This window comes from Streptomyces auratus, assembly GCF_050433025.1.
In the GTDB taxonomy this organism is placed as follows: domain Bacteria; phylum Actinomycetota; class Actinomycetes; order Streptomycetales; family Streptomycetaceae; genus Streptomyces; species Streptomyces sioyaensis.
Map to the genome: position 1 here is coordinate 1361417 of NZ_JBNGCB010000001.1, position 24802 is coordinate 1386218.

21 protein-coding genes, 1 pseudogene and 1 riboswitch are annotated in these 24802 nt (G+C 71.8%); of the genes and pseudogenes, 6 read left to right on the forward strand and 16 right to left on the reverse strand.

The window, feature by feature from the left end; translation table 11 throughout:
- Positions 1-74: 74 nt before the first annotated feature.
- On the forward strand, positions 75-641 hold the full coding sequence (locus BKA18_RS05705) for a TetR/AcrR family transcriptional regulator (protein WP_366045221.1): 567 nt from the start codon (positions 75-77) through the stop codon (positions 639-641).
- Positions 642-846: 205 nt separating this feature from the next.
- Here BKA18_RS05705 and BKA18_RS05710 read toward each other — a convergent pair whose 3' ends face one another.
- Positions 847-1536, reverse strand: coding sequence for a DUF429 domain-containing protein (locus BKA18_RS05710; RefSeq protein ID WP_366045222.1), 690 nt, complete (start codon positions 1534-1536; stop codon positions 847-849).
- A gap of 1 nt (position 1537) precedes the next feature.
- Positions 1538-2212 (reverse strand): protein-L-isoaspartate(D-aspartate) O-methyltransferase, encoded by a 675-nt coding sequence (locus tag BKA18_RS05715; protein ID WP_366045223.1) that lies wholly within the window; start codon positions 2210-2212, stop codon positions 1538-1540.
- A 1136-nt stretch (positions 2213-3348) separates the two neighbouring features.
- On the opposite strand from BKA18_RS05715, the gene putP reads away from it, so the two are divergent.
- The gene (putP, locus tag BKA18_RS05720) at positions 3349-6918 is read left to right on the forward strand and encodes a sodium/proline symporter PutP (protein WP_366045224.1); all 3570 of its coding nucleotides are present in this window, start codon (positions 3349-3351) and stop codon (positions 6916-6918) included.
- Positions 6919-7052: 134 nt separating this feature from the next.
- Here the strand turns inward: putP and BKA18_RS05725 are convergent, their stop codons facing one another.
- Entirely contained in the window at positions 7053-8462 is a 1410-nt protein-coding gene (locus tag BKA18_RS05725; protein WP_366045225.1) for a C39 family peptidase, read from the reverse strand.
- Between the two features lie 191 nt (positions 8463-8653).
- On the opposite strand from BKA18_RS05725, the gene BKA18_RS05730 reads away from it, so the two are divergent.
- The gene (locus BKA18_RS05730) at positions 8654-9238 is read left to right on the forward strand and encodes a uridine kinase family protein (RefSeq protein WP_366045226.1); all 585 of its coding nucleotides are present in this window, start codon (positions 8654-8656) and stop codon (positions 9236-9238) included.
- Between the two features lie 471 nt (positions 9239-9709).
- Positions 9710-11605, forward strand: coding sequence for an AAA family ATPase (locus tag BKA18_RS05735; RefSeq protein WP_211823382.1), 1896 nt, complete (start codon positions 9710-9712; stop codon positions 11603-11605).
- A gap of 126 nt (positions 11606-11731) precedes the next feature.
- Here the strand turns inward: BKA18_RS05735 and BKA18_RS05740 are convergent, their stop codons facing one another.
- From BKA18_RS05740 to ribD, 10 genes are all read right to left on the reverse strand, one after another.
- Entirely contained in the window at positions 11732-12862 is a 1131-nt protein-coding gene (locus BKA18_RS05740; RefSeq protein ID WP_040901654.1) for a hemolysin family protein, read from the reverse strand.
- On the reverse strand, positions 12859-14232 hold the full coding sequence (locus BKA18_RS05745) for a hemolysin family protein (protein WP_366045227.1): 1374 nt from the start codon (positions 14230-14232) through the stop codon (positions 12859-12861). Before BKA18_RS05745 ends, BKA18_RS05740 begins: the two co-directional genes overlap by 4 nt.
- Positions 14233-14406: 174 nt before the next feature.
- Entirely contained in the window at positions 14407-14859 is a 453-nt protein-coding gene (locus BKA18_RS05750) for a PH domain-containing protein (protein ID WP_366045228.1), read from the reverse strand.
- A gap of 57 nt (positions 14860-14916) precedes the next feature.
- Entirely contained in the window at positions 14917-15765 is an 849-nt protein-coding gene (gene hisG / locus BKA18_RS05755; RefSeq protein WP_006607415.1) for an ATP phosphoribosyltransferase, read from the reverse strand.
- 51 nt (positions 15766-15816) lie between these two features.
- Positions 15817-16089, reverse strand: a complete 273-nt coding sequence (locus tag BKA18_RS05760; protein WP_006607416.1) for a phosphoribosyl-ATP diphosphatase — start codon at positions 16087-16089, stop codon at positions 15817-15819.
- A 34-nt stretch (positions 16090-16123) separates the two neighbouring features.
- Complete coding sequence (gene ribH, locus BKA18_RS05765; protein WP_366045229.1) at positions 16124-16609, reverse strand: 6,7-dimethyl-8-ribityllumazine synthase; 486 nt, start codon at positions 16607-16609, stop codon at positions 16124-16126.
- Positions 16610-16661: 52 nt separating this feature from the next.
- Positions 16662-17993, reverse strand: coding sequence for a bifunctional 3,4-dihydroxy-2-butanone-4-phosphate synthase/GTP cyclohydrolase II (locus tag BKA18_RS05770; RefSeq protein ID WP_366045230.1), 1332 nt, complete (start codon positions 17991-17993; stop codon positions 16662-16664).
- On the reverse strand, positions 17990-18646 hold the full coding sequence (locus tag BKA18_RS05775; protein ID WP_366045231.1) for a nicotinamide mononucleotide transporter family protein: 657 nt from the start codon (positions 18644-18646) through the stop codon (positions 17990-17992). The genes BKA18_RS05770 and BKA18_RS05775 overlap by 4 nt, the downstream gene beginning before the upstream one ends.
- A complete protein-coding gene (locus BKA18_RS05780) occupies positions 18643-19287 on the reverse strand; it encodes a riboflavin synthase (protein ID WP_366045232.1) in 645 nt (214 codons plus the stop codon). Before BKA18_RS05780 ends, BKA18_RS05775 begins: the two co-directional genes overlap by 4 nt.
- Position 19288: 1 nt before the next feature.
- The gene (ribD, locus tag BKA18_RS05785) at positions 19289-20416 is read right to left on the reverse strand and encodes a bifunctional diaminohydroxyphosphoribosylaminopyrimidine deaminase/5-amino-6-(5-phosphoribosylamino)uracil reductase RibD (RefSeq protein ID WP_366045233.1); all 1128 of its coding nucleotides are present in this window, start codon (positions 20414-20416) and stop codon (positions 19289-19291) included.
- A 150-nt stretch (positions 20417-20566) separates the two neighbouring features.
- Positions 20567-20697, reverse strand: a riboswitch (FMN riboswitch).
- Between the two features lie 172 nt (positions 20698-20869).
- Here ribD and BKA18_RS05790 point away from each other — a divergent pair.
- Positions 20870-21673: an SDR family oxidoreductase gene (locus tag BKA18_RS05790; protein WP_366045234.1), complete on the forward strand. Its 804-nt coding sequence runs from the start codon at positions 20870-20872 to the stop codon at positions 21671-21673.
- Here BKA18_RS05790 and BKA18_RS05795 read toward each other — a convergent pair.
- Positions 21643-21903 carry a hypothetical protein gene (locus BKA18_RS05795; RefSeq protein WP_429638182.1) on the reverse strand — a complete coding sequence of 87 codons (261 nt, stop codon included), beginning with the start codon at positions 21901-21903 and terminating at the stop codon, positions 21643-21645. The genes BKA18_RS05790 and BKA18_RS05795 overlap by 31 nt on opposite strands.
- Positions 21904-21922: 19 nt before the next feature.
- On the opposite strand from BKA18_RS05795, the pseudogene BKA18_RS05800 reads away from it, so the two are divergent.
- A pseudogene (locus BKA18_RS05800) lies at positions 21923-22726 on the forward strand (MFS transporter); the annotation flags it as partial.
- 62 nt (positions 22727-22788) lie between these two features.
- Here BKA18_RS05800 and BKA18_RS05805 read toward each other — a convergent pair.
- The gene (locus BKA18_RS05805) at positions 22789-23283 is read right to left on the reverse strand and encodes an acyl-CoA thioesterase (protein ID WP_366045235.1); all 495 of its coding nucleotides are present in this window, start codon (positions 23281-23283) and stop codon (positions 22789-22791) included.
- 108 nt (positions 23284-23391) lie between these two features.
- A complete protein-coding gene (locus BKA18_RS05810) occupies positions 23392-24756 on the reverse strand; it encodes a uracil-xanthine permease family protein (protein ID WP_366045236.1) in 1365 nt (454 codons plus the stop codon).
- Between the last annotated feature and the right edge of the window lie 46 nt (positions 24757-24802).

The window sequence follows — 24802 nt, forward strand, 5'->3', positions numbered from 1 at the left end:
GGACGATCTCCGCCGGCCGGTGTGGCCCCGGCCCTTCCCCCTTGCCAGGCGGGCGCCGCTGGCACAATGACTGCATGCCCAAGCCCCCCGGAACCCGGCAGAGGATCATCGACGCCGTCCTGCGCATCATCGGTGAGGACGGCGTCGCCGCGGTCACCAACCGGCGGATCGCCAAGGAGGCCGAGGTCTCCCTCGGGTCGGTCACCTACCACTTCGCGACCCAGCACGAGATGCTGCGCGAGAGTCTGCTGCACTTCGTCGCAGAGGAGACCCGGCGCCTCACCGAGCTCGCCGCCCAGTGCCAGACCGACGGAATGGACGCCGATCGGGCCGCCGCCACGGTCGGCCAGGTCGCCGGGGGGACGCCGTTCGACACCAGGCACATCGCGCCCTTCGAGCTCTACATCCAGGCCGGCCGCGACGAACGGCTGCGCAGCGCGGCCGCGCAGAGCTTCGCCGCGTACGACCAGTTGGCCACCCGGATCCTCACCGGCCTCGGCGTACCCGGCGCCGAGCGGCTGGCGAGCAGCGCCATCGCGCTGGTCTTCGGACTGCAACTGCGCAGCCTGGCCACCGGCCGGCCCGCCGAGGAACTCGTAGACGCCCTGATGCTGCTGGCCCGCGGGGCGCAGCACTCCTGACCCCGGCGCCGACTCCGGAGGTGCCCCGGGCTCCGTCCCCCCGGGGGACGTCGAGCACTGTTCGACGGCGAACGACGTGCCGGTCGCTACGGACCGGCGCAAGTGCCCCTATCTGCTGCCAGCGTGGGCGCACGGACGGTGCCGGACAGCACGTCGCCTTCGAGGTCGTCGCCCGCAATGCCGGCGTCACACCAGCGAGCGCAGATCAGTACCAGATGGCCACCGGGCAGCCGCCCGCGGTGCGCTCGGGCGGATTCGGGAGAGGGCGGGCACGGCCGCGGGCGATCCGGTCGGCCGTCCACGCGGCAGCGGCCGCGTCCAGCACGTCGTCCGGCGGGGTACGGCCCGCGTCCCCCAGGTCGTCCGGGAGAACGATGCCGGCCGCGGCGAGGAGCGAACGCCGTGCCATCTGCCCCGCCCAGCTCTTCTTTCGGGGCAGCAGCACCGTCCCGCCCGCCAGGGCCCGGAACGAGACCTCGGGGTGCACTTCGAAGAGCCGGCCACCCCCAGGCTCCGCCAAGCAGGCGTTCGCCTCACGGAGTTTGCGTGCCAGCCCCCAGGTCTGGCGGCTCAGCCCGGCCCCGGTGAGTTCGCGGCACCGGCGCCGCGCGTCGTCGTACTCCTCCTCCTGCCACACCGCGCGCGGTGGCACCCGGAAAACACTGCCCCTCCGCGGGCCCAGCAGGGCCGCCGCCTCCGTGTCTGCCCGCCGCCACCCGGCGTCGAGGAGCCCCAGCGGCATGTCCACGGCCACGACCGCGACGCCGTCGACCGCGGCCCCGGCGAGGAGGCAGCCCAGGGTGCTGACGACCCGAGCGTCGGCGAAGCGTCCGTCATGGAGCCCGACCGCCAGCCATCCGGCCGGACACGCATCGACGCCGAGGACGGTCACCATGTCAGTCGGCGTCCTCGAACGGAGCCGTCGGAGGGTATCCGTACGCACCGTGAAGGCGGACGAAACAAGCGTGTGCGACGGTCCGGCGGCGCACGAGGCCCCGCTCCGATTTCTCGTACAGCTCGACCCGCTCCCGGCCGCCCGGCCCGATGGGCTGCACCAGACGGCCGCCCGGCCGCAGTTGTGCGGCCGGCGGCGGCGGCACCTCCGGGAAGGCGGCGGAGATCACGATCGCGTCGAACGGAGCCCGGTCGGCCATGCCCAGGGTGCCGTCGCCGACGACGACCTCGGCGTTCTCGACCCCCTGGCCGGCGAGGTTGGCCCGGGCCTGCTCGACCATGTCCGCCCACCGCTCGACGCCGACGACGTACGCCGCGAGGCGCGCCAGCAGCGCCGTCTGGAAGCCGTGGCCGCTGCCGATCTCCAGGACCCGCTCGTCCCCCGTGAGGCCGAGCGCGGCAACCATCATCGCCACGAGGGAGGGCTGCGTCGTCACCTGGCCATGACCGATCGGAACCGGCGTGTCCGCGTACGCCGACGCGCGGTGCGACGCCGGGACGAAGGCCGAACGCGGGGTCGCCTGGAGGGCACGCAGGAGGCGCTCGTCCGTCACGCCGGAGGCGCGGGCGGCCCGGACCAGATCCTCGGGCCCCGGTTCGCGGCGGGGACGGGACATCCTGACCGCCTCCCTTCCGGACCATCGTCGGTCACGAACCGTTCCAGCACTACCCCGCCCGCACGGAACACCAGGTCACCACCGGAGGCTCCGTTGTGGGAGTGCTCAGAGGTCGAAGATGCAGTCATCGGAAGAGTAGGGGTCGCAGTCAAGGCAACGGAGGCTCCGGCAGCCGCTGCATCGGATGAGCAACCGCCCGCAGTGGCACCTGGAGACGCTTGGATCGGCGGCGGACCGACCGACCTTGGTCGGTGGGCGGTGGATGATGCCGGTAGACGGAACAGGCTGCTTGGCCTCAGCACTCACTGGCTTACTCCCATCGGATCTGGTGCAGTACTCCGGGCCATGAACGGGACGGCCCCGCCTGCCGGCGCCCCGGGCCTGGCTGTCACAGGCGTGGAGGCGCCGTGGGAACAATGGGCAGCATGTACGCCACCCGGCGGAGCAGGTCGGGCCGACTGCGCTGGTACACCGGTCCACGGGATTTCCGGGCCGTACGACCGGGATGACACCTGCACGAGCAGCTCTCAGAGGGCAGCAGCGCGACGTCTCGGACCAGCGTGAAGCGCCGTATGCACCGCTTTCGGCGGCACGATCCACCTGACACCGAGGGACACAGCCGTCCGCTCCGTCGCCACGACGGTGGCCCGGACCACCGGACTCGGTGACTCCCCGACCACCGGACTCGGTGACGCATGACGCCACGATCAATACGAGAGCCACGACTTGTCGGTCCTTCGACGAAGGCCGCCCTGCCCGACGAGGAGGGCCGGGGGTCGCCCGGCGGAAACTCCCTCGCGTACATCGACAGTAGAAGCACTGTAGAAGCGGCTCCTCCCCCGCACCATGGACAGATGCCAGGCTCGCTCCGCCGTGCGTTCATACACATGCTCAAACGCCGCGGCGGGCACTCGAGCGGTCCCACGACTCGACGCGCCTGGCCGAACGGCTGGCAGCGGACGCGTCGTGGCCCATGTCTCTGATCAGCGGATGGATAGGCCGTTCGGCACCTGCGCGGAGGTGGCGGCCGCTGCCCGGCGCCCCATATCGGTACATTTACCCGCCAGGGCAGGCCGGGCCCCCTTTCGCGCCTATGGTTGCGCCCGGTGCTCGTGAACCTCGCAGGCGAGGAGAATATGTCCGATTTGAGTGCGCCGATCGTGATCACGTTCCTGGTGTATGCGGTCGCCATGATCGGAGTAGGCGTCTGGGCGTACACCCGCACTCACACCTTCGCCGACTTCGCGCTGGGGGGCCGCAGGCTCAGCGCGTTGGTCGCCGCCCTGTCCGCAGGGGCCAGCGACATGTCCGGCTGGCTGTTTCTCGCGTTTCCCGGAGCGGTGTACGCGGCAGGCATCGGCGCCAGCTGGATCGCAGTCGGCCTGGCGGTCGGCACCTACCTCAACTGGCGGTTCGTCGCGCCGAGGCTGCGGACCTACACCGAGCGTGCCGAGAACGCCGTGAGCCTGTCGGCCTACCTGGAGGAGCGGTTCGAGGACCGCACCCGGATGCTCAGGATGGTCTCGGCGGTGGTCACCCTCGTGTTCTTCACCGTCTACGTTGCCAGTGGCCTGGTGGCCGGCGGGTTGCTGTTCGAGCATGTCTTCGACATCCGCTTCGGGCTCGGAGTGACCCTGATGGCCCTGGTGATGGTCATCTACTCGGGCCTGGGCGGCTTCCTCGCCGTGAGCCTGACGCACGTGATGCAGGCGACGCTGATGTTCCTCGCCCTGCTCGTGGTCCCCCTGGCCGGCATCGGGGCCCTCGGAGGCTTCCGGGAACTGGGGGATGCCGTCGACAAGAAGGCACCGGGCCTGCTGGACATGGGGGCAGAGGTCAGCTACGCCGACGGAAAGTGGTCGGCCGGCGGGTCGCTCGGCGCCGTCGCGATCATTTCGCTGCTCGCCTGGGGCCTGGGCTACTTCGGTCAGCCGCACATCCTGGCCCGCTTCATGGGCATCCGCAGCACCCGTGCCATCCCCGCGGCCCGCCGTATCGGAACGGGGTGGGTCATCGTCGTACTCGCCGGCGCCACACTCGTCGGCCTCGCGGGAATCGGGCAGCTCGGCACACCGCTCCACGACCCCGAGACGGTGTACATCGCCCTGAGCCGCATCCTGCTCAATCCCTGGCTCGCCGGGGTGATGCTGATCGCCGTACTGGCCGCGATCATCTCGACCGCGGACAGCCAGCTTCTGGTGTCATCCGTCGCGCTCACGGAGGACTTCTACCGCGCGTTCCTCAACCGGCGTGCCTCGGACAGGGCGCTGGTGCTGGTCGGCCGCGGCGCCATCGTCGCGGTGATCATTGCGGCCTTCGTGATCGCGCTCCACGGCGACGGGCTGCTGGGCATCGTCGCCTACGCCTGGGCGGGCTTCGGGGCCGCCTTCGGGCCGGTCATCCTCCTCTCGCTGTACTGGCCGCGTATGACCTGGGCGGGAGCCATGGCCGGGATCGTGTCGGGCGCGACCACGGTGCTTCTCTGGAAGAAGATCAATCCACTGCTCGGGCCACTCGAGTCGGGCATCTACGAAATGGTCCCGGGTGTACTGGTCGCCACGGTGGCCGCCCTGGTCTTCGGCAGGTTCGTCGGCCGGCCGCCGAAACGGGCCTTCTGGCGGATGCCGGGAGGCGGGGTGAGCCAGCTGATGCTCACGCCGTTCCTCACCCACGCACCGGTCGGCATGGCCGTCATGGACACGGATCTGCGCTACGTCTGGGTGAACGAGCCCCTGGGCCGCCTGATCCCCCTCGAACAACGACTGGGGCGGCAGGTGGGGGAGGTGCTGCCGAGGCCCGAGGCGGAAGCCTTCGAGGAGCGGCTGCGCAGGGTTCTTGAGACCGGGAACCCGGTGCTGGACTACGAGTTCCGCGGCCCCAGCTATACCGATCCCCACCGCACGCGCGCGTTCTCCGCCTCCTTCTTCGCCATGAAGGACCGCCAAGGCCGGTACGTGGGCATCTGGTACATGGTCATCAACGTCACCGAACGCTGGCGGGCCCAGGAACGCCTGGCTCTGCTGAACGACGCCGGAGCCCGTATCGGCAGCACACTGGAAGTGACGCGGACCGCGCAGGAACTGGCCGACGAAGCCGTACCGTCCGTCGCCGAGTTCGTCGCCGTCGACCTGCTGGACTCGGTCATGAGGGGCGAGGAGCCGGCTCCCGGACCGGTCGGCATGACGCCCGTCATCCGCCGGGCGGGGCAGCAGTCGGTGCGCGAGGGCTGTCCGGAGGCGACTCTGGCCGTGGGCGAGACGGTCCGGCGGGCTCCCTCGTCACCCGTGACCCGCTGCCTGCGGGAAAGCAGGACCCTCGTGGAACGGACCCTGGACCGCTCCACCAGCGCCTGGGTGACCGAAGACCCGTCACTGGGCGCCTCCATCCGCGAGTTCGACTTCCGCTCGCTGATGGTGATTCCGGTGCGGGCGCGCGGCGTCACCCTTGGCGTGGCGACGTTCGCCCGCTCCCGGCGTCTGGGCCCCTTCGAGGACGACGACGTGCGTCTCGCCGAGGAACTCGTCTCCCGCGCGGCGGTGTGCGTCGACAACGCGCGCCGCTTCACCCGCGAGCGCACAGCGGCCCGCTCCATGCAGCGTTACCTGCTGCCGCAGGAGCTCACGGGAGGGTCCGCTCTGGAGGTGGCGTCGTGGTATCTCCCGGCGGATGCCCCCAGCGGTGTGGGCGGCGACTGGTTCGACGTGATTCCGCTGTCCGGAGCCCGGGTTGCACTGGTCGTCGGGGACGTCGTCGGACACGGCATCAACGCAGCGGCGACCATGGGGCGTCTGCGCACCGCGGTACGCACGCTCGCCAATCTGGACCTTCCCCCGGACGAACTGCTGGCTCATCTGGACGACTTGGTCATCGGCCTCATGGGGCCGGCGGAGGCCGAGGACGAGACCGCGGGTGCCGCGTTCATGGGTGCCACCTGTCTGTACGCGGTGTACGACCCGGTCAGCAGACGGTTCACGCTGGCCCGGGCCGGTCACCTCCCACCCGTGATCGTCGGCGCCGACGGCACTGCCGACGTCCTCGACCTGCCCGCCGGACCACCACTCGGCCTCGGGTATCTCCCCTTCGAGTCCGTCGAACTGGAGCTGGCCGAAGGCAGCCTCATCGCCCTCTACACCGACGGCCTCATCGAGACCTTCGACCGGGATCTCGACGTCGGGCTCTCCCGGCTGGGCGACGCCCTCGTGGCGCCCGGGCCGACGCTGGAGGAGATCGGCCTGGGTGTGGTCGACGCCCTGCTGACGGGTCCGCCGTCCGACGACGTGGCCCTGCTTCTCGCCCGGACCCGCGTCCTGGCTCCGGACCGGGTCGTGTCATGGAACCTGCCCAGCGACCCGGCCGCCGTGGCGAACGCCCGCACCCTCACCGGCCGGCAGTTGGCGGAGTGGGGCATGGACGACCTGACGTTCACCACGGAACTCATCGTCAGCGAGCTGGTCACCAACGCCATCCGCCATGCGACCGGACCGGTAAGCCTGCGCCTGATCCGGGACCGCGGGCTGATCTGCGAGGTCTCCGACGCCAGCAGCACTTCGCCGCGCCTGCGCCATGCCCGGACCACCGACGAGGGAGGGCGGGGCCTGCTGATCGTGGCACAACTCGCCCGGAGATGGGGCACCCGGTACACGACGACCGGCAAGATCATCTGGACGGAGCAGGACATTCCCGCCGAGATGATCGCCCGGTGGTGAGCAGGTGAGGTCCTGCCCAGCCTTCCGGGGCCGGCGCTTGTTCCCTCACGAGTTGCTGCCGTACGGCCACCTCACCCTCGACGGCAGCGACCGCTGCCGTCAGGTCATCGAGGCCACCTTCGGGGTGCACCTGCTCAGCGGATTCCCAGCTCGGCGAGTACCCGGTGCTGAGTTGGTGCCGGCTCAGCCGGGAAGTAGAGGTAACAGACGCCTCCCGACCCGCTCTTGACCTGGCCCTTTGCATCGTGGCGCTTCGTCCGCAGCCAGATGTTCTCGAACTGCCGGCGCTTGTACACATGCCGAACCGCCGCGTTGTCGGGCGAGGCCGGGTCGTTGGCGATGATGTCGCCGTCCTTGGTGAAGCCGATGACGGTCATCAGATGGCCGGCGGTGCCGTAGCCCGCGCCGTCGAGTTCGGTTTTCAAGAAGGACTGGGAGGTGATGACGGGGATGCCGGCGTGGATGAGGCGTTCGGCGTCCGTGAGGGAGGTGAGGCGGGTGACCACGCTCTGGAGGTTTCGGTAGGTGGCGGCGTAGGCCGCGTTGAAGGGCCAGTTGCCGCAGCCGTCGTACTGGTAGTCGAAGGTGTAGCGGGCGGCGTGGCAGACCTGGGGGTCGGCGTAGTCGGGGTTGACCCAGGACAGCTGTTGCTGGCTCGGGCGGCGGCCCCAGTATTCGATGATCATCTGGGACGAGGTGGGGCTGCACCAGGCCTCGCCCCCGTTGTCGTACTCCGGGTACTGGCCCTTGTGGATCTCCTGCGAATAGCGCGGGACCACCAGCTCGCGGCCGACCCGGCCGGGCGCGGACGCCGGCACCTCGAAGCGGTCGGGGAGGTCCGAACCCATCGCGCCCAGCCGCCAGACCGTGGGGGTGAGCCGGGCGCCGGGCTTGCGGTAGAGGGTGACGCGGAGTTCGTACGAGGCCAGCCGGAGGCCGCTCGCGGGGGTGTCGATGGCGAAGGTGTCGGTGGAGATGCTGCTCCTGCCGTCCTTCTGGCCGTCGACGGAGGTGCGCCGGATGTCGGCGTCGCTGTCGCCGGATGTCCAGCGGCCCATGACGTACCAGGGGGTGCGGCCGCCGTCGGTGTAGCCGCCGCGCAGCTCGACGGCGATCCATGTGCCGGGTGGGGTGTGTGCGTTCCAGGAGGCGACTGCCTCGGTGGCCGGGACCGTGAGGGTGTGCACCGGGGAGGTCCAGGTGGCGTACTCCCAGGCGGCGGTCTTTCCGGTGTGCGGATCCTTGTAGTCGACGGTGCCGGCCGGGTGCACGAGGCGGATGCCGGGGCGGGCGCCGTGCGCGAGGCCGGTGCCCCGGGCGTGGCCCCTGGCCCAGTCGGCTGCGGTGGTCCAGGCGTGATAGTCCACGAGGCTCTTCGATCGGGGCGCGACGGCGTCCGGGGCGGTGGGCGCGGCGACCGGGGCCGTCGTTCCGGCGGCGGACGTGCGGGACGCGTCTTCGGCTTGCGCCGAGGGGGTGGCGGCGCCCGCCGCGGCGGCGAGCGCGGCGGCCAGGACGGTGCGCCGGGGCGCGGAGCTGGTCATGGTGGAGGTCCCCCAGTCGGATGCAGACGAGTGGGTACGGAGGGTCGGGTCGGGCCCGGGCGGAGCGGCAGTGGCTCAACTATTGCCGTTGCGAGCCTGCTTCGGAAGGCGGTGCGGGGCGCGTCGCGGCAGGAATATTGGTGTGGACCACTGACGCAAGGCGGCGCGGGCCCGACGCGTACGCTGGCGCGATGGATCATGATCTGGCTTCGCTCGCCGCCCGGCTGCACGCCCTGCCGCCCTCTTGCGGGCCGGTGCGGCTGATCGCGGTGGACGGGCACGCGGGGTCGGGCAAGAGCACCTTCGCCGCGGACCTGGCCGAGGCGCTGGGCGGGGCGCCGGTGGTGCACACCGACGACCTCGCCACCCATGAGGAGCTGTTCGGGTGGAGCGACCGCTTCCGCGCGCAGGTCCTGGCCCCGCTCTCCCGGGGGGAGACGGCGCGTTACGGCGTCTACGACTGGGTGCGCGGGGAGTTCACCGGGCAGCGGGAGCTGGCACCCGCGCCGCTGGTGCTGGTCGAAGGCGTGGGCGCGGGCCGGCGGGCGCTGCGGCCGCATCTGGCGTGTCTGCTGTGGATGGAACTGGCGAGCGAACACTCCTGGGAAAGGGGTCAACTCCGGGACGGGCCGGGGCTCTCCACGTTCTGGAGTGGCTGGATTTCGGCGGAGCGCGCGCACTTCGCAGCGGATCCCTCCCGTCCGTATGCGGATTTCCTGGTGCATCAGGGGGAGATGGGGTACGAGGTACTCGTGGGACCATCCGCGGCGCCATGACCGCCCCCGCATTTAACACTCCGTGACGGACGGCGGCCGACGCGCCCGGCGATGCCGACAGGGTCCCGCCGAGTGCCTCAACTCGGCTTGACCTGGGGGGCGTACAGGACTTACGTTCTCAATGTGCGGTTCTACGGACCGCCCGCAGATGCGAAGCCCCCGGTTGTTCCCCCGTGATCGGGGGCTTCGTTCTGCCCAAACCCCCTCTTGCCGCCCGCTGGGCGCCGTTCCGCCCTCACCCTGGGTCACCGCATTCTTCGCGCCGTCGTGGCGTACCCAACGGTCAGTTTTCGCCCCGGCCGCCCTCTACGGCCTGCACCGATCCCGCAGGTACCATGCGAGTCCGGGCCGCCGCAGGCCAGGGACCGAGGTGTGCGCGGTGACGGTCAACTCCCGTTCCCGGTACTCCGGTTCGACACCGCGGCCCGCACTCGCCCGGCGGCACGGGGGAACGTTTTGTGGGGGGACGGGATGGATGTCGGCACTCAGGGTTCGCCCGCCCCGGCCGAGCTCGCATGGTTGCGGGCGGTCGACGCCTACACCGTGGGCGCGTATCCGCAGGCGGAGGAGGAGTTCCGGGCCGCGGTACGGCTCGATCCCTCGATGGCCGACGCCTGGCTCGGGCTGCACGCGCTGCGCGCCGACACCTCCATCGCCCTGCTGCGGATGCACCGGCACCGCGACCGCTTCGGCGAGATGCGCGCCCGGCACCGACGCACCCTCAACTCCTGGTACTGGCTGGGCTGGTGGGTGCAGCCAGTGCTGGAGACCGGCCGTGATCTGCTGCTCGCACACGCCTCCCACTGGCTCGACGGCCGCCATGTCGCGGAGCTCGACCAGGCCCTGGCCGGCTGCCCGCCCGTCGACACCGACCCCCAGGTGCGCTTTCTGCACGCCTGCCGCGCCTACCTCGTCAAGGACTGGGACCAGCTCGTACGCCACACCGAGCCGCTGCTCGGCGACCCGGTGCTGGGCATCGAGGCGGGGCTGTTCGGCGGGATGGCGCGGGTGCGGCTGGAGATGTACGGGCAGGCCGAGCCGTTGCTGTCCGCCGCGCTGATGCGCTGCCGCAGCGAGCAGCCGCAGCGCAAGGAGCTGCGGTACTGGCTCGCCCGCGCCCATGAGGGCACCGGCCGCAGCGCCGCGGCACTCCCCCTCTACCGTGCGGTGCACCGCGTCGACCCGGCGTTCATGGACACCGCGGCGCGGCTCGCCGCCATCGCCGAGGGGGACGGGCTGGACGAGGGCTCGGATCTCGCGACGGTCCCCGCGTCCGGCCTCGGCCAAGAGGCGGGCGGCGATCCGGATCCGATGGCGCCGCTCGACCCCGTCGACGGCCGTGAACTGCTGGTGACCGGTGAGGCGGACGTACCGGAGGGCGAGGTGGGCGGCGCGCCGGCCGGGGGCGGGGCCGCGGCCCGGGCCAAGACGACGGCGCCGGTGCCGCGCGGCGCCGAACGGCTGCCGGCCGGGCCCGCCGACCCGGTGCTGCTGGAGAAGGCGCTGGCGGAGCTGGAGCGGATGGTCGGCATGGAGCCGGTCAAACGGCAGGTGCGGGCGCTGTCGGCGCAGCTGCGGATGGCGCGGCTGCGGGCGAGCCAGGGGCTGCCGGTGCAGCCGCCGAAACGGCACTTCGTCTTCTCCGGACCGTCCGGCACCGGCAAGACGACCGTGGCCCGGATACTCGGGCGGGTCTTCTACGCGCTGGGGCTGCTCGGCGGCGATCATCTCGTGGAGGCCCAACGGTCCGATCTGGTCGGCGAGTTCCTGGGCCAGACCGCGGTGAAGGCGAATGAGCTGATCGACTCGGCGCTGGGCGGGGTGCTGTTCGTCGACGAGGCGTACAGCCTGTCCAACTCCGGCTACAGCAAGGGCGACGCCTACGGCGACGAGGCACTTCAGGTGCTGCTCAAGCGCGCCGAGGACAACCGCGACCGGCTCGTCGTCATCCTGGCGGGCTATCCCGAGGGCATGGACCGGCTGCTGGCCGCCAACCCGGGGCTGTCCTCCCGCTTCACCAGCCGGGTCGACTTCCCCAGCTACCGGCCGCTGGAGCTGACCGCCATCGGCGAGGTGCTGGCCGCGGAGAACGGCGACCGCTGGGACGAGGAGGCCCGCGACGAGCTGTGCAGCATCAGCGGCCACGTCGTCGACCAGGGCTGGATCGACGAGCTGGGCAACGGCCGCTTTCTGCGCACTCTGTACGAGAAGAGCTGCGCCTACCGCGATCTACGGCTGTCCCAGTGGCGCGGCACCCCGAGCCGCGACGACCTCGCCACCCTGCGGCTGCCCGACCTGATGCAGGCGTACGGGGAAGTGCTCTCGGGCCGCGGCCCCGAGTCACCGGGGCGGCGGCCGGAATTCTGACCGGGGCGGCCGGAATTCCGATCGGCGCCGGTCCGCAGCGCCGTCCGCGCCGGCCGGCCTCCCTCGGCGCCCGTCACGGCGCGGTGTCCCGGCCGTTGCCGGGCACCGGCCGGGACACCGCAGAGGTCAGCCCGCCAGCGCCCGGTTCCCGGCCGGCAGCGACGCCTCCTCGCGGGGTTCGGTGACCCGCTCCCCCGCTCCCCGCCGTCCGGCACGGGCGGCCGGGGCCCGGCGGTGGGCCGGGTCGCGCACCTCGCCGACCAGCATTTCCAGCACGTCCTCCAGCGCGACCAGGCCGAGCACCCGGCCGGTCGCATCGGCGACCGCCGCCAGATGGGAGGCGGCCCGGCGCATCGCGGTCAGCGCGTCGTCCAGGGGCAGCTCGGCGCGGAGCGTGGTCATCGGGTGCCAGATGCGCTGGGGCACCGCGCGGTCCCGTTCCTCCAGGTCGAGGACGTCCTTGACGTGCAGATAGCCCATGTACGCGCCGCCGGCCGCACACACCGGGAAGCGGGAGTAGCCGGTCCGTACGGTCAGCTCCTCCACCTGACGGGGGGTCACGGTCGGTTCGACGGTGACCAGGGCCGCCCGGTCGAGGAGGACGTCCGTGACGGGGCGGCTGCCGAGCTCCAGGACGTCGGAGAGCTGCTCCTGTTCCGCCGGGTCGAGCAGTCCCGCCTGGCCCGAGTCCTCCACGAGGTGGGTCAGCTGCTCGCTGGTGAAGACCGCCTCGACCTCGTCCTTCGGCTCCACCCGGAAGAGCCGCAACACCCCTCGGGCGCAGGCGCCGAGGAACACGGTGACCGGGCGGCACAGCCGCGCGAAGGCGACGAGCCCCGGGCTGAACCACAGGGCGGTCCGCTCGGGCGCCGCCATCGCGAGGTTCTTGGGGACCATCTCGCCGATGACCAGGTGGAGGAAGACCACCAGGGCCAGGGCGATGACATAGCCGAGCGGGTGGACCAGCGCCGCCGGGAGACGGACCGCCTCGAAGAGCGGCTCCAGGAGATGGGCGACGGTCGGCTCGGCGACCGCGCCGAGCGTCAGGGAGCAGACGGTGATGCCGAACTGGGCGGCGGCCATCATCTGCGGCAGGTTCTCCAGGCCGTGCAGCACCTGCCGGGCGCGGGTGGAGCCCTCGGTCGCCAGCGGTTCGATCTGGCTGCGGCGTACGGAGACCAGCGCGAATTCGGCGCCGACGAAGAAGCCGTTGGCGAGCACGAGCAGTATCGCGAAGAACAGCTGGGCCAGCATCATCGGGCCACCTCCGCGCCGACGGTGACGGGCTCACGGGGCGCCTCGGGGGCGGCGGGCAGCGTGACGGTCGCGGTCCGTACGATCCTTATCCGCTCGGCGCGGTGGTGCGACACCAGCCGCACCCGCAGCCGCCAGCCGTCGAGTTCCGCGGTATCGCCGGGGGCCGGAATCCGGCCGAGTATGTGCGCCACCAGTCCTGCCACCGTTTCGTACGGTCCTTCCGGGGCGTCCAGCCCGATCCGCCGCAGGGTGTCCACCCGGCAGCCGCCGTCGGCGTCCCAGGCGGGGCGGCCCTCCTCCGGCGGGGCCTGGCCGAGTTCGGGCAGGTCCACCCGGTCGTGCTCGTCGCGGACCTCGCCGACGAGCTCCTCGATGATGTCCTCCAGGGTGACCACGCCGGCCGTGCCGCCGTACTCGTCGACGACCACCGCGATCGGCTGTTCGCTGCGCAGCCGCTCCAGCAGCGGCTGCACCGGCAGGGTCTCGGGCACCAGCAGCGGCGGCACCGCGATCCGGCCGGCCGGTATGCGCAGCCGGTCGTGCGCCGGGACGGCCAGGGCGTCCTTGAGGTGCACCATGCCGACGACCTCGTCGAGGCGGGTGCGGTAGACGGGGAAGCGGGAGAGTCCGGTGGCGCGGGTGAGGTTCACCACGTCCTCGGCGGTCGCGGACGCCTGGAGGGCGCTCACCCGTACCCGGGGCGTCATGACGTTCTCCGCCGTCAGATCGCCCAGCGAGAGGGTGCGGACGAACAGATCCGCGGTGTCCTGCTCGATCGCGCCGGCGCGGGCGGAGTGCCGGGCGAGGGAGACCAGTTCGCCGGGGGTGCGGGCGGAGGCCAGCTCGTCGGTCGGCTCCACGCCCAGGGCGCGCACCAGCCGGTTGGCGACCGTGTTCAGCAGGGTGATCACCGGGCGGAAGAAGCGGGAGAAGGCCCGCTGCGGACCGGCGACGACCCGGGCGACGGGCAGCGGCTTGGAGACCGCCCAGTTCTTGGGCACCAGCTCGCCGATGACCATCTGGACGGCGGACGCCAGCAGCATGCCGAGGACGACGGCGGTGCCGGGCACCGCGGCCTTCGGCAGGCCGATGGCGAGCAGCGGCCCGGCCAGCAGCCGGGCGAGCGCGGGCTCGGCGAGCATACCGACCACCAAAGAGGTGATCGTGATGCCCAGTTGGGTGCCGGACAGCTGGAAGGAGAGTTCCCGCAGGGCGGCGACGACGGTGCGGGCGCGGCGGTCGCCGTCGGCCGCGGCGCGTTCGGCGTCCGCCTTCTCGACGGTGACGAGTCCGAACTCGGCGGCGACGAAGAAACCGTTGGCGAGGATCAGGACGAGGGCCGCGGCGAGCAGCAGCAGCGGGCCGGTCATGCCGCCTCCTCCGTGGTGTGCGGGGGTTGGGGAGGGGCGGCGCAGGTACTACAGGACGATCCGTCCATTGCCGGAGGGAGTCACTCCTCGGGTCGCGTTGGGCCCACGAAGGGGCAGGGCGCAGGGTGCGCCCCGGAGAACAGAGTAAACAGCGGGACCCCGATTAGGGCAGGCTCACCCGGCCGTGTGGCCGAGCGCACCGTGCTTCTCGGTGAGGTCGCGCAGCGCACGGGCGTCGCGGACGGCCTGCTCCCTGGCGATGCCCGGCTGGATGCCCATGGCGGGCAGGCTGGTGCCGTCGGAGAGGTCGAGATGGACCCAGGGGTCGCCGGCCCGGAGGTTGACCCGCAGGACCTCGGCCCAGGCCAGTTCGCGCCTGGTGGTGAGGTTGACGACCGTGACGCCCTCCTGCCGCGCCACCACCTTGGGGCGGCTGAGCAGCAGGAGGACGGCCAGCACCAGCAGTCCGGTGAGCACGAAGCTGAGCCGTTCGCCGCCGGTCAGCTTCGGCAGCGCCAGCGCGATCGCCGTGAGGGCGGCGAGCTGGGCGATGCCGACGGTGTACAGGACGACCCGGGTGCGGGTCGGCCGGAAGGTCACCGGGAGGCTGGGCAGGGGCGCGGACACGTCGTGGGTCTTCCGTCGGGGGTGAGGCGGGGCGTACGGGTGATCAGTGACGGCGGGTCACAGCCGGCAGGCGTGGATGCCGGTGGTCAGGATCGCACGGGCACCGAGGTCGTAGAGCTCGTCCATGATGCGCTGGGCATCCTTGGACGGGACCATGGAGCGGACCGCGACCCAGCCCTCGTGGTGCAGCGGGGAGACGGTCGGCGACTCCAGGCCGGGGGTGAGGCCGACGGCCTTCTCGACGTGCTCGACGCGGATGTCGTAATCCATCATCACGTACCGGCGGGCCACCAGGACGCCCTGCATGCGGCGCAGGAACTGGCGCACCTTCGGGTCGTCGTCCGGTGCGCCGGTGCCCCGGATGACGACCGCCTCGGACTCCAGGATCGGCTCGCCGATGATCTCCAGGCCGGCGTTGCGCAGGGTGGTGCCGGTCTCCACGACATCCGCGATGATCTCGGCGACCCCGAGCTGGATCGCGGTCTCCACGGCGCCGTCGAGGTGGACGACGGAGGCGTCCACGCCGTTGTCGGCGAGGTGCTGCCGGACCAGACCGGAGAACGAGGTGGCGATGGTCATGCCGCCGAACTCGGAGACGTCCTTGGCGGTACCCGGGCGGGTGGCGTAGCGGAACGTCGACCCGGCGAAGCCGAGCTGGAGGATCTCCTCGGCCGGCGAGCCGGAGTCCAGCAGCAGGTCACGACCGGTGATGCCGATGTCGAGCTTGCCGGAGCCGACGTAGACGGCGATGTCCCGCGGCCGCAGGAAGAAGAACTCGACCTCGTTCTCGGCGTCGACCAGGACCAACTCCCTGCGGTCCTTGCGCTGGCGGTAGCCAGCCTCATGGAGCATCGCCGACGCAGGCTCGGACAGTGAACCCTTGTTGGGGACAGCGATGCGCAGCATGAGAGCGAGTTCCTTTGCAGCTAAGGGTGTTGGGAGAAGCGGGGAGCTGGATCAGAGGTGGGCGTAGACGTCGTCGAGGGAGATGCCCCTGGCGACCATCATGACCTGGAGGTGGTAGAGGAGCTGGGAGATCTCCTCGGCCGCGGCCTCGTCGGATTCGTACTCGGCGGCCATCCACACCTCGGCGGCCTCCTCGACGACCTTCTTGCCGATCGTATGGACACCGGCCTGCACCAGCTCGGCGGTACGGGAAGTGGCGGGGTCGCCCGTGGCGGCCTTCTGCTGGAGCTCGGCGAAGAGCTCCTCGAACGTCTTCTTGGACATGATGGTGACTACCCTACGCGGTCGCCCCGCCCTGTCAGTGCCAGGGCTCGGATACCGAGCGGAGGGTGACGGCGGTGGCAACGGCGGCGGTGACCGCCTCGTGGCCCTTGTCCTCGTGCGAGCCCTCAAGGCCCGCGCGATCCACCGCCTGCTCCTCGTTGTCGCAGGTCAGTACGCCGAAGCCGACGGGAACGCCGGTGTCGACGCTGACCTGGGTCAGGCCCTGGGTGACGCCCTGGCACACGTAGTCGAAGTGCGGAGTGCCGCCGCGGATCACCACGCCGAGGGCGACCACCGCGTCATAGCCGCGGCCCGCCAGGACCTTGGCGGCCACCGGCAGCTCGAAGGTCCCGGGGACCCGCAGCAGCGTCGGCTCGCTGATGCCCAGATCGTTCAGCGCCCGCAGCGCGCCGTCGACGAGTCCGTCCATCACCTGCTCGTGCCATTGCGCCGCGATGACGGCCACCCGCAGGTCGCCACAGTTCTTCACGGTCAGTTCGGGTGCGCCCTTGCCGCTCACGGTTCTCCTCGTACGGGTGATGGTGGGTGGTGGATGGACCGTCGGTCCGGGGTTACTGGTTGTCGCAGGTGGTCGCGCCACCAGGGGGCGCGGCCTCGGCCGCTCCGGTGGAGCCGGTGCCTGCACCGGGCAGCCACGGCAGGTCGTGGCCCATGCGGTCCCGCTTGGTGCGCAGGTACCGCAGATTGTGCTCACCGGCCTTGACCGGCATCGGCTCGCGGCCGTGGACGGTCAGGCCGTGCCGCACCAGGGCGGCGGTCTTGTCGGGGTTGTTGGTCATCAGGCGCAGCGAGCGCACCCCGAGGTCCTGGAGCATCTGCGCGCCCGCGGCGTAGTCGCGGGAGTCGGCGGGCAGCCCCAGTTCGAGGTTGGCGTCGAGGGTGTCGCGGCCGCGCTCCTGGAGTTCGTAGGCGCGCAGCTTGGACAGCAGCCCGATGCCGCGTCCCTCGTGGCCGCGCAGGTAGATCACCACGCCCCGGCCGGCCTCGCTGACCCGCTGCAGCGAGGCCTCCAGCTGGGGGCCGCAGTCGCAGCGCAGCGAGTGGAAGACGTCGCCGGTCAGGCACTCGGAGTGGACCCGGACCAAGACGTCCTCGCCCTCGCCTAGATCGCCCGCGACCAGCGCGATGTGCTCGACGCCGTCGACGGTGGAACGGTAGCCGTGGGCGGTGAACTCGCCGTGGGCGGTGGGCAGCCGGGTGGTGGCCTCGCGGCGGACGGTGGGCTCGGAGGACTGCCGGTAGGCGATCAGGTCCTCGATGGAGATGATCGACAGACCGTGCTTGCGGGCGAACGGCACCAGCTCGGGCAGCCGCAGCATCGTGCCGTCCTCGCCGGCGATCTCCACGATGGCGGCGGCCGGGCGCAGACCGGCCAGCCGGGCGAGGTCGACGCCGGCCTCGGTGTGGCCGTTGCGGACCAGCACCCCGCCGGGCCGGGCGCGCAGCGGGAAGATGTGACCGGGCCGGACGAAGTCGCCGGCCACGGACTCGCCGGCGGCCAGCAGCCGCAGGGTGGTGGCGCGGTCGGCGGCGGAGATGCCGGTGGTCACGCCGTGCGCGGCGGTGGCGTCGACGGAGACGGTGAAGGCGGTCCGCATCGACTCGGTGTTGTGCTCGACCATCTGCGGGAGCTCCAGCCGGTCCAGCTCCGGGCCCTCCATGGGGGCGCAGATCAGTCCGCGGCACTCGCTCATCATGAAGGCGACGATCTCGGGGGTGGCCTTCTCCGCGGCGACGACGAGGTCGCCCTCGTTCTCGCGGTTCTCGTCGTCGACGACGACCACGGGGCGGCCGGCGGCGATATCGGCGATGGCCTGCTCGACGGGGTCGAGCGCCAGTGCCTCGGCGTCCTCGGTGTCGTACCAGCTCTGCAGTGCGGTCATGCCGCTGCTCCTTCCAGGACGGCGCGGTCGGCGGCGGCGCGCGAGCGCAGCCACCAGTCGCGCATGCCCCACACGACGAGGGCGAGATAGACGACGTAGACGAGGCCGGAGAAGGCGAGGCCGCTGCTGAAGGCGAGCGGGACGCCGACGACGTCGACCAGCAGCCAGGCGAACCAGAACTCGACCAGCCCGCGGGCCTGGGCGACCATCGCGGCGAGCGTGCCGACGAAGATGTACGCGTCCGGCCAGGGGTTCCAGGACAGCTGCGGGATCAGGGTGAACAGGGTGCCGACGGCCGCGGTGCCCAGGGCGGTGCCGGCGACCAGCAGCGCGCGCTCGCGGCGGCCGGCGAAGCGTACGGCGATGGAGCCGTCCTGCGCCTGCCGCCGGCCGCGCTGCCACTGCCGCCAGCCCCACAACGCCACCCCGATGACCAGGAGTTGCTTGCCGACGCCGCCGCTGAGGTGGGCGGAGGCGTAGGCGGCGACGAGAATGGCGCCGGAGAGGAACTGGGCGGGCCAGGTCCAGATCGAGCGCCGCCAGCCGAGCGCCAGGGCGGCCAGACCGATGGTGTTGCCGATCATGTCCGACCAGATGACGTGCTGGCCGAAGGCGGTGAACGCCACGCCGTTCAGCGAGTCGAGGACGCTCACCGGTCCATCTCCTTGATCTCGTTGAGGTCCCGGAGGTCCGTGCCGGCCGCGGAGCCGCGGCCCAGCAGGCGCTCGACGTACTTGGCCAGGACGTCCACCTCCAGGTTGACGGGGTCGCCGGCCTTCTTGAGCCCCAAGGTGGTCAGGGCGAGGGTGGTGGGAATGAGGCTGATGGTGAAGTAGTCGTCCGCGGCGTCGACGACGGTCAGGCTCACGCCGTCGACGGTGATGGAGCCCTTCTCGACGACATAGCGGGACAGCGCGGCCGGCAGCGCGATCTTGACGATCTCCCAGTGTTCGCCGGGGATGCGCTCGACGAGGGTGCCGGTGCCGTCGACATGGCCCTGGACGAGGTGACCGCCGAGCCGTCCGCCGAGCGCCATGGGCCGCTCCAGGTTGACCCGCGAGCCGGCGGCCAGCGCGCCGAGGCTGGAGCGGTTCAGGGTCTCGGCCATCACATCGGCGGTGAATTCACCGTCGGCGGTCTCCACGACGGTCAGACAGACGCCGTTGACGGCGATCGAGTCGCCGTGCTTGGCGTCCTCGGTGACGAGGGGGCCGCGCAGTCGGAACCGGGAAGCGTCACCGAGGTTCTCGATGGCGACGACCTCACCCAGCTCTTCGACAATTCCGGTGAACACGTCAGTTCTCCTCGTTCAGGGCGTGGCGGGCGGGCGTGGCGGTGATGCGCAGATCGGGTCCGAGCCGTTCGGTGTCGGTCACATCGAGCCGCAACGCCTGGGCGATGGTGGTGATTCCGGCGTCGCCGAGGACGGCCGGTCCGGCGCCGAGCAGCACCGGTGCGAGATAGCCGACGACCTTGTCGACGACCTGCGCGGCGAGGAAGGCTCCGGCGAGCGTGGGCCCGCCTTCGAGCAGTACGGAGCGGACCTCGCGGTCGTACAGGGCCTGGAGCAGAGCGGGGAGGTGCAGTCCGCGGCCGTCGGCGGCGCGCGGCAGCCGCACGAGCGGGGCGAGGCCGTCGAGGTGGCTCGCGTCGGCGTCCTCGGCGACCGCGATGAGCGTGGGGGCGGTGCCGTCCAGGACGCGGGCGCCGGCCTTGACGGCGGTGGCGCCGGAGTCGACGACGACCCGCAGCGGCTGGCTGATCTCGTCGTCGGCCAGCCCGCCGATCCGCGCGCCGAGCTGCGGGTCGTCGGCGCGGGCGGTACCGGAGCCGACGATCACAGCGTCCGCGGCGGCCCGCAGCCGGTGCACATCGGCGCGCGACTCGGGCGAGGTGATCCAGCGGCTGGTGCCGTCCGCGGCGGCGACCCGGCCGTCGAGGGTGGCGGCGTACTTCCACAGCACGAAGGGGCGGTGGCGCAGGACCGAGGTCAGCCAGGCCTCGTTGCCGGCGGCGGCCTCGTCGGCGAGCAGTCCGCCCTCGACGTCGACGCCGGCCGCGGCCAGGGTGAGGGCGCCGCCGGTGGCGCTCGGGTCGGGGTCGGCGACGGCGTAGACGACGCGGGCGATCCCGGCGTCGATCAGCGCCTGGGCGCAGGGGCCGGTGCGGCCGGTGTGGTTGCAGGGTTCGAGGGTGACCAGTGCGGTGCCGCCCCGGGCCCGCTCGCCCGCGGCGCGCAGTGCGTGGATCTCGGCGTGCGGCCCGCCGGCCCGCTGGTGCCAGCCCTCACCCGCCGTACGGCCCTCGGAGTCCAGGACGACACAGCCCACCACGGGGTTGGGGCTGGTGTGCCCGAGACCGCGCGCGGCGAGCTCAATGGCCCGGCGCATCGCCGCGGTCTCAACGGGGGCTGGGGTGGCCACCGGGTCCTCCTGCCTCTCAGGGCACGGACTCCGGGGCTGTCAGGACGACAGAAGCGGAAACGCGACAACGGGAACACCGGGCCGGAAGAGCAAGGCCCGCCCGGAAACGACCGGACGCGCCGCCGACGGCGGTGTACCGAAGCTCGCCCGCCGCGCACTGCCTCCCATCCGGACTTTCACCGTCGGTGCAGGAATTTCACCTGCTCAACCGGCCGCTGGCTGCGGACGGGTCGCGGACTGTAACCGCCGGTTCGGAATTACACCGACCCCGGAGTGCGCTGCTGCTCTTATGTCAGTACGGCTTCATTTTGCCACGGCCGATCGTCGCCCATGCGGGCGAAGCCCTGTGGGCTGCCTCACAACGCTCGGCGCGCCGCCTGTCACAGAACGCAGCCGTGTTCCGTCATAACGGGACAGCAGACGTCTCCTCTCCCCTTCAAGGACTGATCCGCAATGGCGACAATTCTGGTGACCGGCGGCACCGGCACACTCGGGCGGGCGCTGGTCGACCGGCTGCTCGACGACGGTCATGACGTCCGGTCATTGAGCAGACGGCCGCACACCGGCACGGGGCGGCCGCGGCTGCGGTCGTACGCGGTCGATCTGCGCGACGGTACCGGGCTGGCCGAGGCGGTGGCCGGGGCGGACACGGTCGTGCATTGCGCCTCGTCACCCACCGGCGGGGACACGGAGGCGGCCGGGCGGCTCGTCCAGGCGGCGAAGGCGGCGGGGGTCGGGCATCTGGTGTACATCTCGATCGTCGGGGTGGACCGGATCCCGTTCGGCTACTACCGCACCAAGCTGGGCGTGGAGCGGCTGATCGAGGACTCCGGCATCGGCTGGACGGTGCTGCGGACGACGCAGTTCCACAATCTGGTGCTCGGCGTGATCAAGGCGGGCGCCCGGTCGCCGGTGCTGCCGGTGCCGACGGGCGTGCGGGTGCAGCCGGTCGAGGTGCACGAAGTGGCGGACCGGCTGGCCGATTTGGCGGCCGGCGGACCGGCGGGCCGGGTCACCGACCTGGGCGGTCCGGAGGTGCTGGACGCCCGGGACCTGGTGCGGACCACGCTGCGGGCGGGCGACAGGCGCCGGCTGCTGGTGCCGCTGTGGCTGCCGGGCGCGGCGGGTGCGGCACTGCGGCGTGGCGAGAACCTCACACCGCAACACGCCGACGGGCAGCGGACCTACGCCGAGTTCCTCGCGGCGCGCACCGGCGGCGCGGCGGATCAGTCCGCGGGTGCGAACAGTTCGTCCTGAGCGGCCTCCCGCGCGGCGAGGACGGCGCCGTGCGGCACCGCCCGCCCGCCGACGGTCCCCGCCCGCACCTCGGTGCGCAGCGGGGAGAGCCGGGCCAGCCGCCCGGCGACCCGGTCGGCGAGCTCGTCGCCGCCACTCCGGCCGGTCTCCGGGCCGATGGGGACGGTGCGTTCGGCACGTACCCGGCCGAGCAGATCGGCGACCGCGACGGAAACTCTGTGGGTAGGCATATCGAGTCCGACGAGAGGGCCCGGTATGTCGGGGCTGCACGGCATGTGGAGCGCCGGCGCCCTGCTCGGCTCGGCGGTCGGCACCGTCGCCGCGCACGCCGGGTGGGACGCCCGGCTCCATCTGGCCGGTGCCGCAGTCGTCTTGACCCTGCTCGGCGCGCTCGCCTGTCAGGGCGTCCTGGACCTGCGCAGCGCCCCCGAGGAGGATCCGCCGCCGCGCTTCGCGCTGCCGCCGCGGTCGGCGCTGATCATCGGGGCAATAGGGTTCTGCGCCGTCTTCGCGGAGGGCGCCGGACTGGAGTGGTCGGCGGTCTTCCTCCGCGACCGGCTGGGCACCGATGCCGGGCTGGCGGCCGCCTCGACCACCGCCTTCGCCTGCACGATGGCCGCCGCCCGGCTGGCGGGCGACAAGGTAGTGGCCCGCTTCGGTCCGGTGCGTACGGTGCGGGCCGGCGGGGTGCTGGCGGCGGCGGGCGGTCTGCTGATCGTCGCGGCCCGGCATCCGGCCATGGCGATGGGCGGGTTCGGCCTGCTGGGTCTGGGGATCGCAGTGGTGGTCCCGCTGGCCTTCGCGGCCGCCGGGCGCAGCGGTCCGGCCCCCAGCCAGGCCATCGCGGGCGTCGCCACCCTCACCTACACCTCCGGTCTGATCGCCCCGTCCGCGATCGGCGGCATCGCCCAGGCGTCCTCGCTGACGATGTCGTTCGTACTGGTCACGACGCTGGCGTGCGGGCTGGTGGCGGGCGCGCGGGTGCTGCGGGTGCCGAGCCGGACGGCGTCCGGCAGCCCCCGCGCGGTGACCGGGGACCTGGAGCGATCCTGAATCACGGGCCGCCCCCGCGCGGCGCCCGGGCCGGTGCGCGGGGCCGGCCGGTGGCGGACGGTTCAGGCCGCATCCCGCTCCGCCTCCGCCTCCCTCTCCGCGGCGGCCGGCCGGAGCAGGTCCGCGGCGACCGCGCGGGCGTGGTCGGACCACGGGGTGGGACGCAGTGTCCGCGCGTCGACCCGGACGAGCACCCGATGCCCCTGGGCATGGGTCTCGGCACCGTCGGCCGAGCAGAGCCGGAAGCCGTACGTGAGGCCGGTGCGGCCGAGGCGTTCCACCCACAGATGCGCCGCGTATCGGCCGGGCCGGGTGACCGGACGCTCGTAGGAGAGGCGCATCTCCTTGATGACGTTGCACATGTCCCCCGCGGCGACCCAGTCACCGTCGAAGCGGAAGCCCCGGCCGTGCCAGTACTCCGCCCAGGCGCGCTCCACCAGCAGCGGGTAGCGGGAGTTGTGGAGCATGCCGAGCGCGTCGAGGTCGTCGAAGTGGACGGTGACGGGGACCAGTTCGCCGTACGGGACGGTGGGGACCTGGCGGGGTTCGACGCTCACGGGTGGTGCTCCTGGGGTGGTGAGGTGCTTGCGGGCGCGGTGGAAGCGGAGGATGTGGTGGGGCGGGTGGCACGCGTGTGAGCCACCGCAGCCATGGTAAGCGGACGCTTAGGACGCTTCGTCCGGCGGGGTGTCGGGGAGTGGCGGGTGCGGCCGGCCTGCCGCCCTGGAGAGCCACCGCAGGGAGTGGTAGCCGGTGAGCACGGTGAGCGTCCCCAGCGCGATGCCGTTCAGCTCGAAGTTCTCGGTGAACTTCAGCGAGACGCCGCCAATGGCGATGATGATCCCGGCCGCTGCGGGAATGAGGTTCAGGGGCACCGAGAAATCCACCTTGTTCCGGACCCAGATCTGGGCTCCCAGCAGCCCGATCATGCCGTACAGGATGACGGTGATACCGCCCAGCACCCCGCCGGGGATCGCCGCCACCACCGAGCCGAACTTCGGGCACAAGCCGAAGAGCAGGGCGAAACCGGCCGCCGCCCAATAGGCCGCGGTGGAGTAGACCCGGGTGGCCGCCATGACGCCGATGTTCTCGGCGTAGGTCGTGGTGGCGGGGCCACCCACCGCAGTCGACAGGACCGTTGCCGTGCCATCGGCGACGAGGGCCATGCCCATCTTGTCCTCCAGGGGATCACCGGTCATTGCGGAGACCGCCTTGATGTGTCCGGCGTTCTCCGCGATCAGCGCGATCAGGACCGGCAGTGCGACGAGGACCGCGGAGGCGGAGAAATTCGGTGCGTGAAAGGTGGGAAGGCCGATCCAGTCAGCCTTTTCGACGCCGGAAAAGTCGATGCGCCAGTGGTCGGTGAGCTTGCCCGCACCATTGACCGAATGAATTTTCCCCGCGATGCGGTCGAGAACCCAGGACAGCGCATAGCCGAAGACCAGGCCCAAGAAGATGGCGATCCGCGACCAGAAACCCCGGAGCACGACGAGCGCGAGCCCGGTGAACAGCATCGTCGCCAGGGCCGTCCACTGGTCCTGGGGCCAGTACGTGGACGCCGTAACGGGGGCAAGGTTGAAGCCGATCAGCATCACGACCGCGCCGGTCACCGTCGGCGGGAGCACGGCGTGGATCACGCTGGCCCCCACGACATGGATGGCAAGGCCGCAGCCGGCCAAGCAGGCACCCACCACGAGCATCGCCCCCGTCAGCGTGCCGGCGTCGCCCCCCTGACCCGCGATCACGGCAGAGACGCCCACGAAGGAGAGCGAGGAGCCCAGGTAGCTGGGGATGCGTCCGCGGGTCGTCAGCAAGAACAGTGCGGTGGCGACACCCGACGCCATCAGGGCAAGACTGGGGTCCAGCCCCATGAGCACGGGGGCGACGAAACATGCCCCGATCATCGACACCACGTGCTGGGCGCCGAGCGCGATCGTCCGCCCCCACGTCAGGCGCTCCCCGGGCCTGACCACCTCGCCGGGCTTCAGATGTCGCCCGTCGCCATGAAGCTGCCACCCGAAGCCGGCCATGATCACTCTCCACTCTGTGACGCCCTGCAGGTCACAGAGCCGAGGT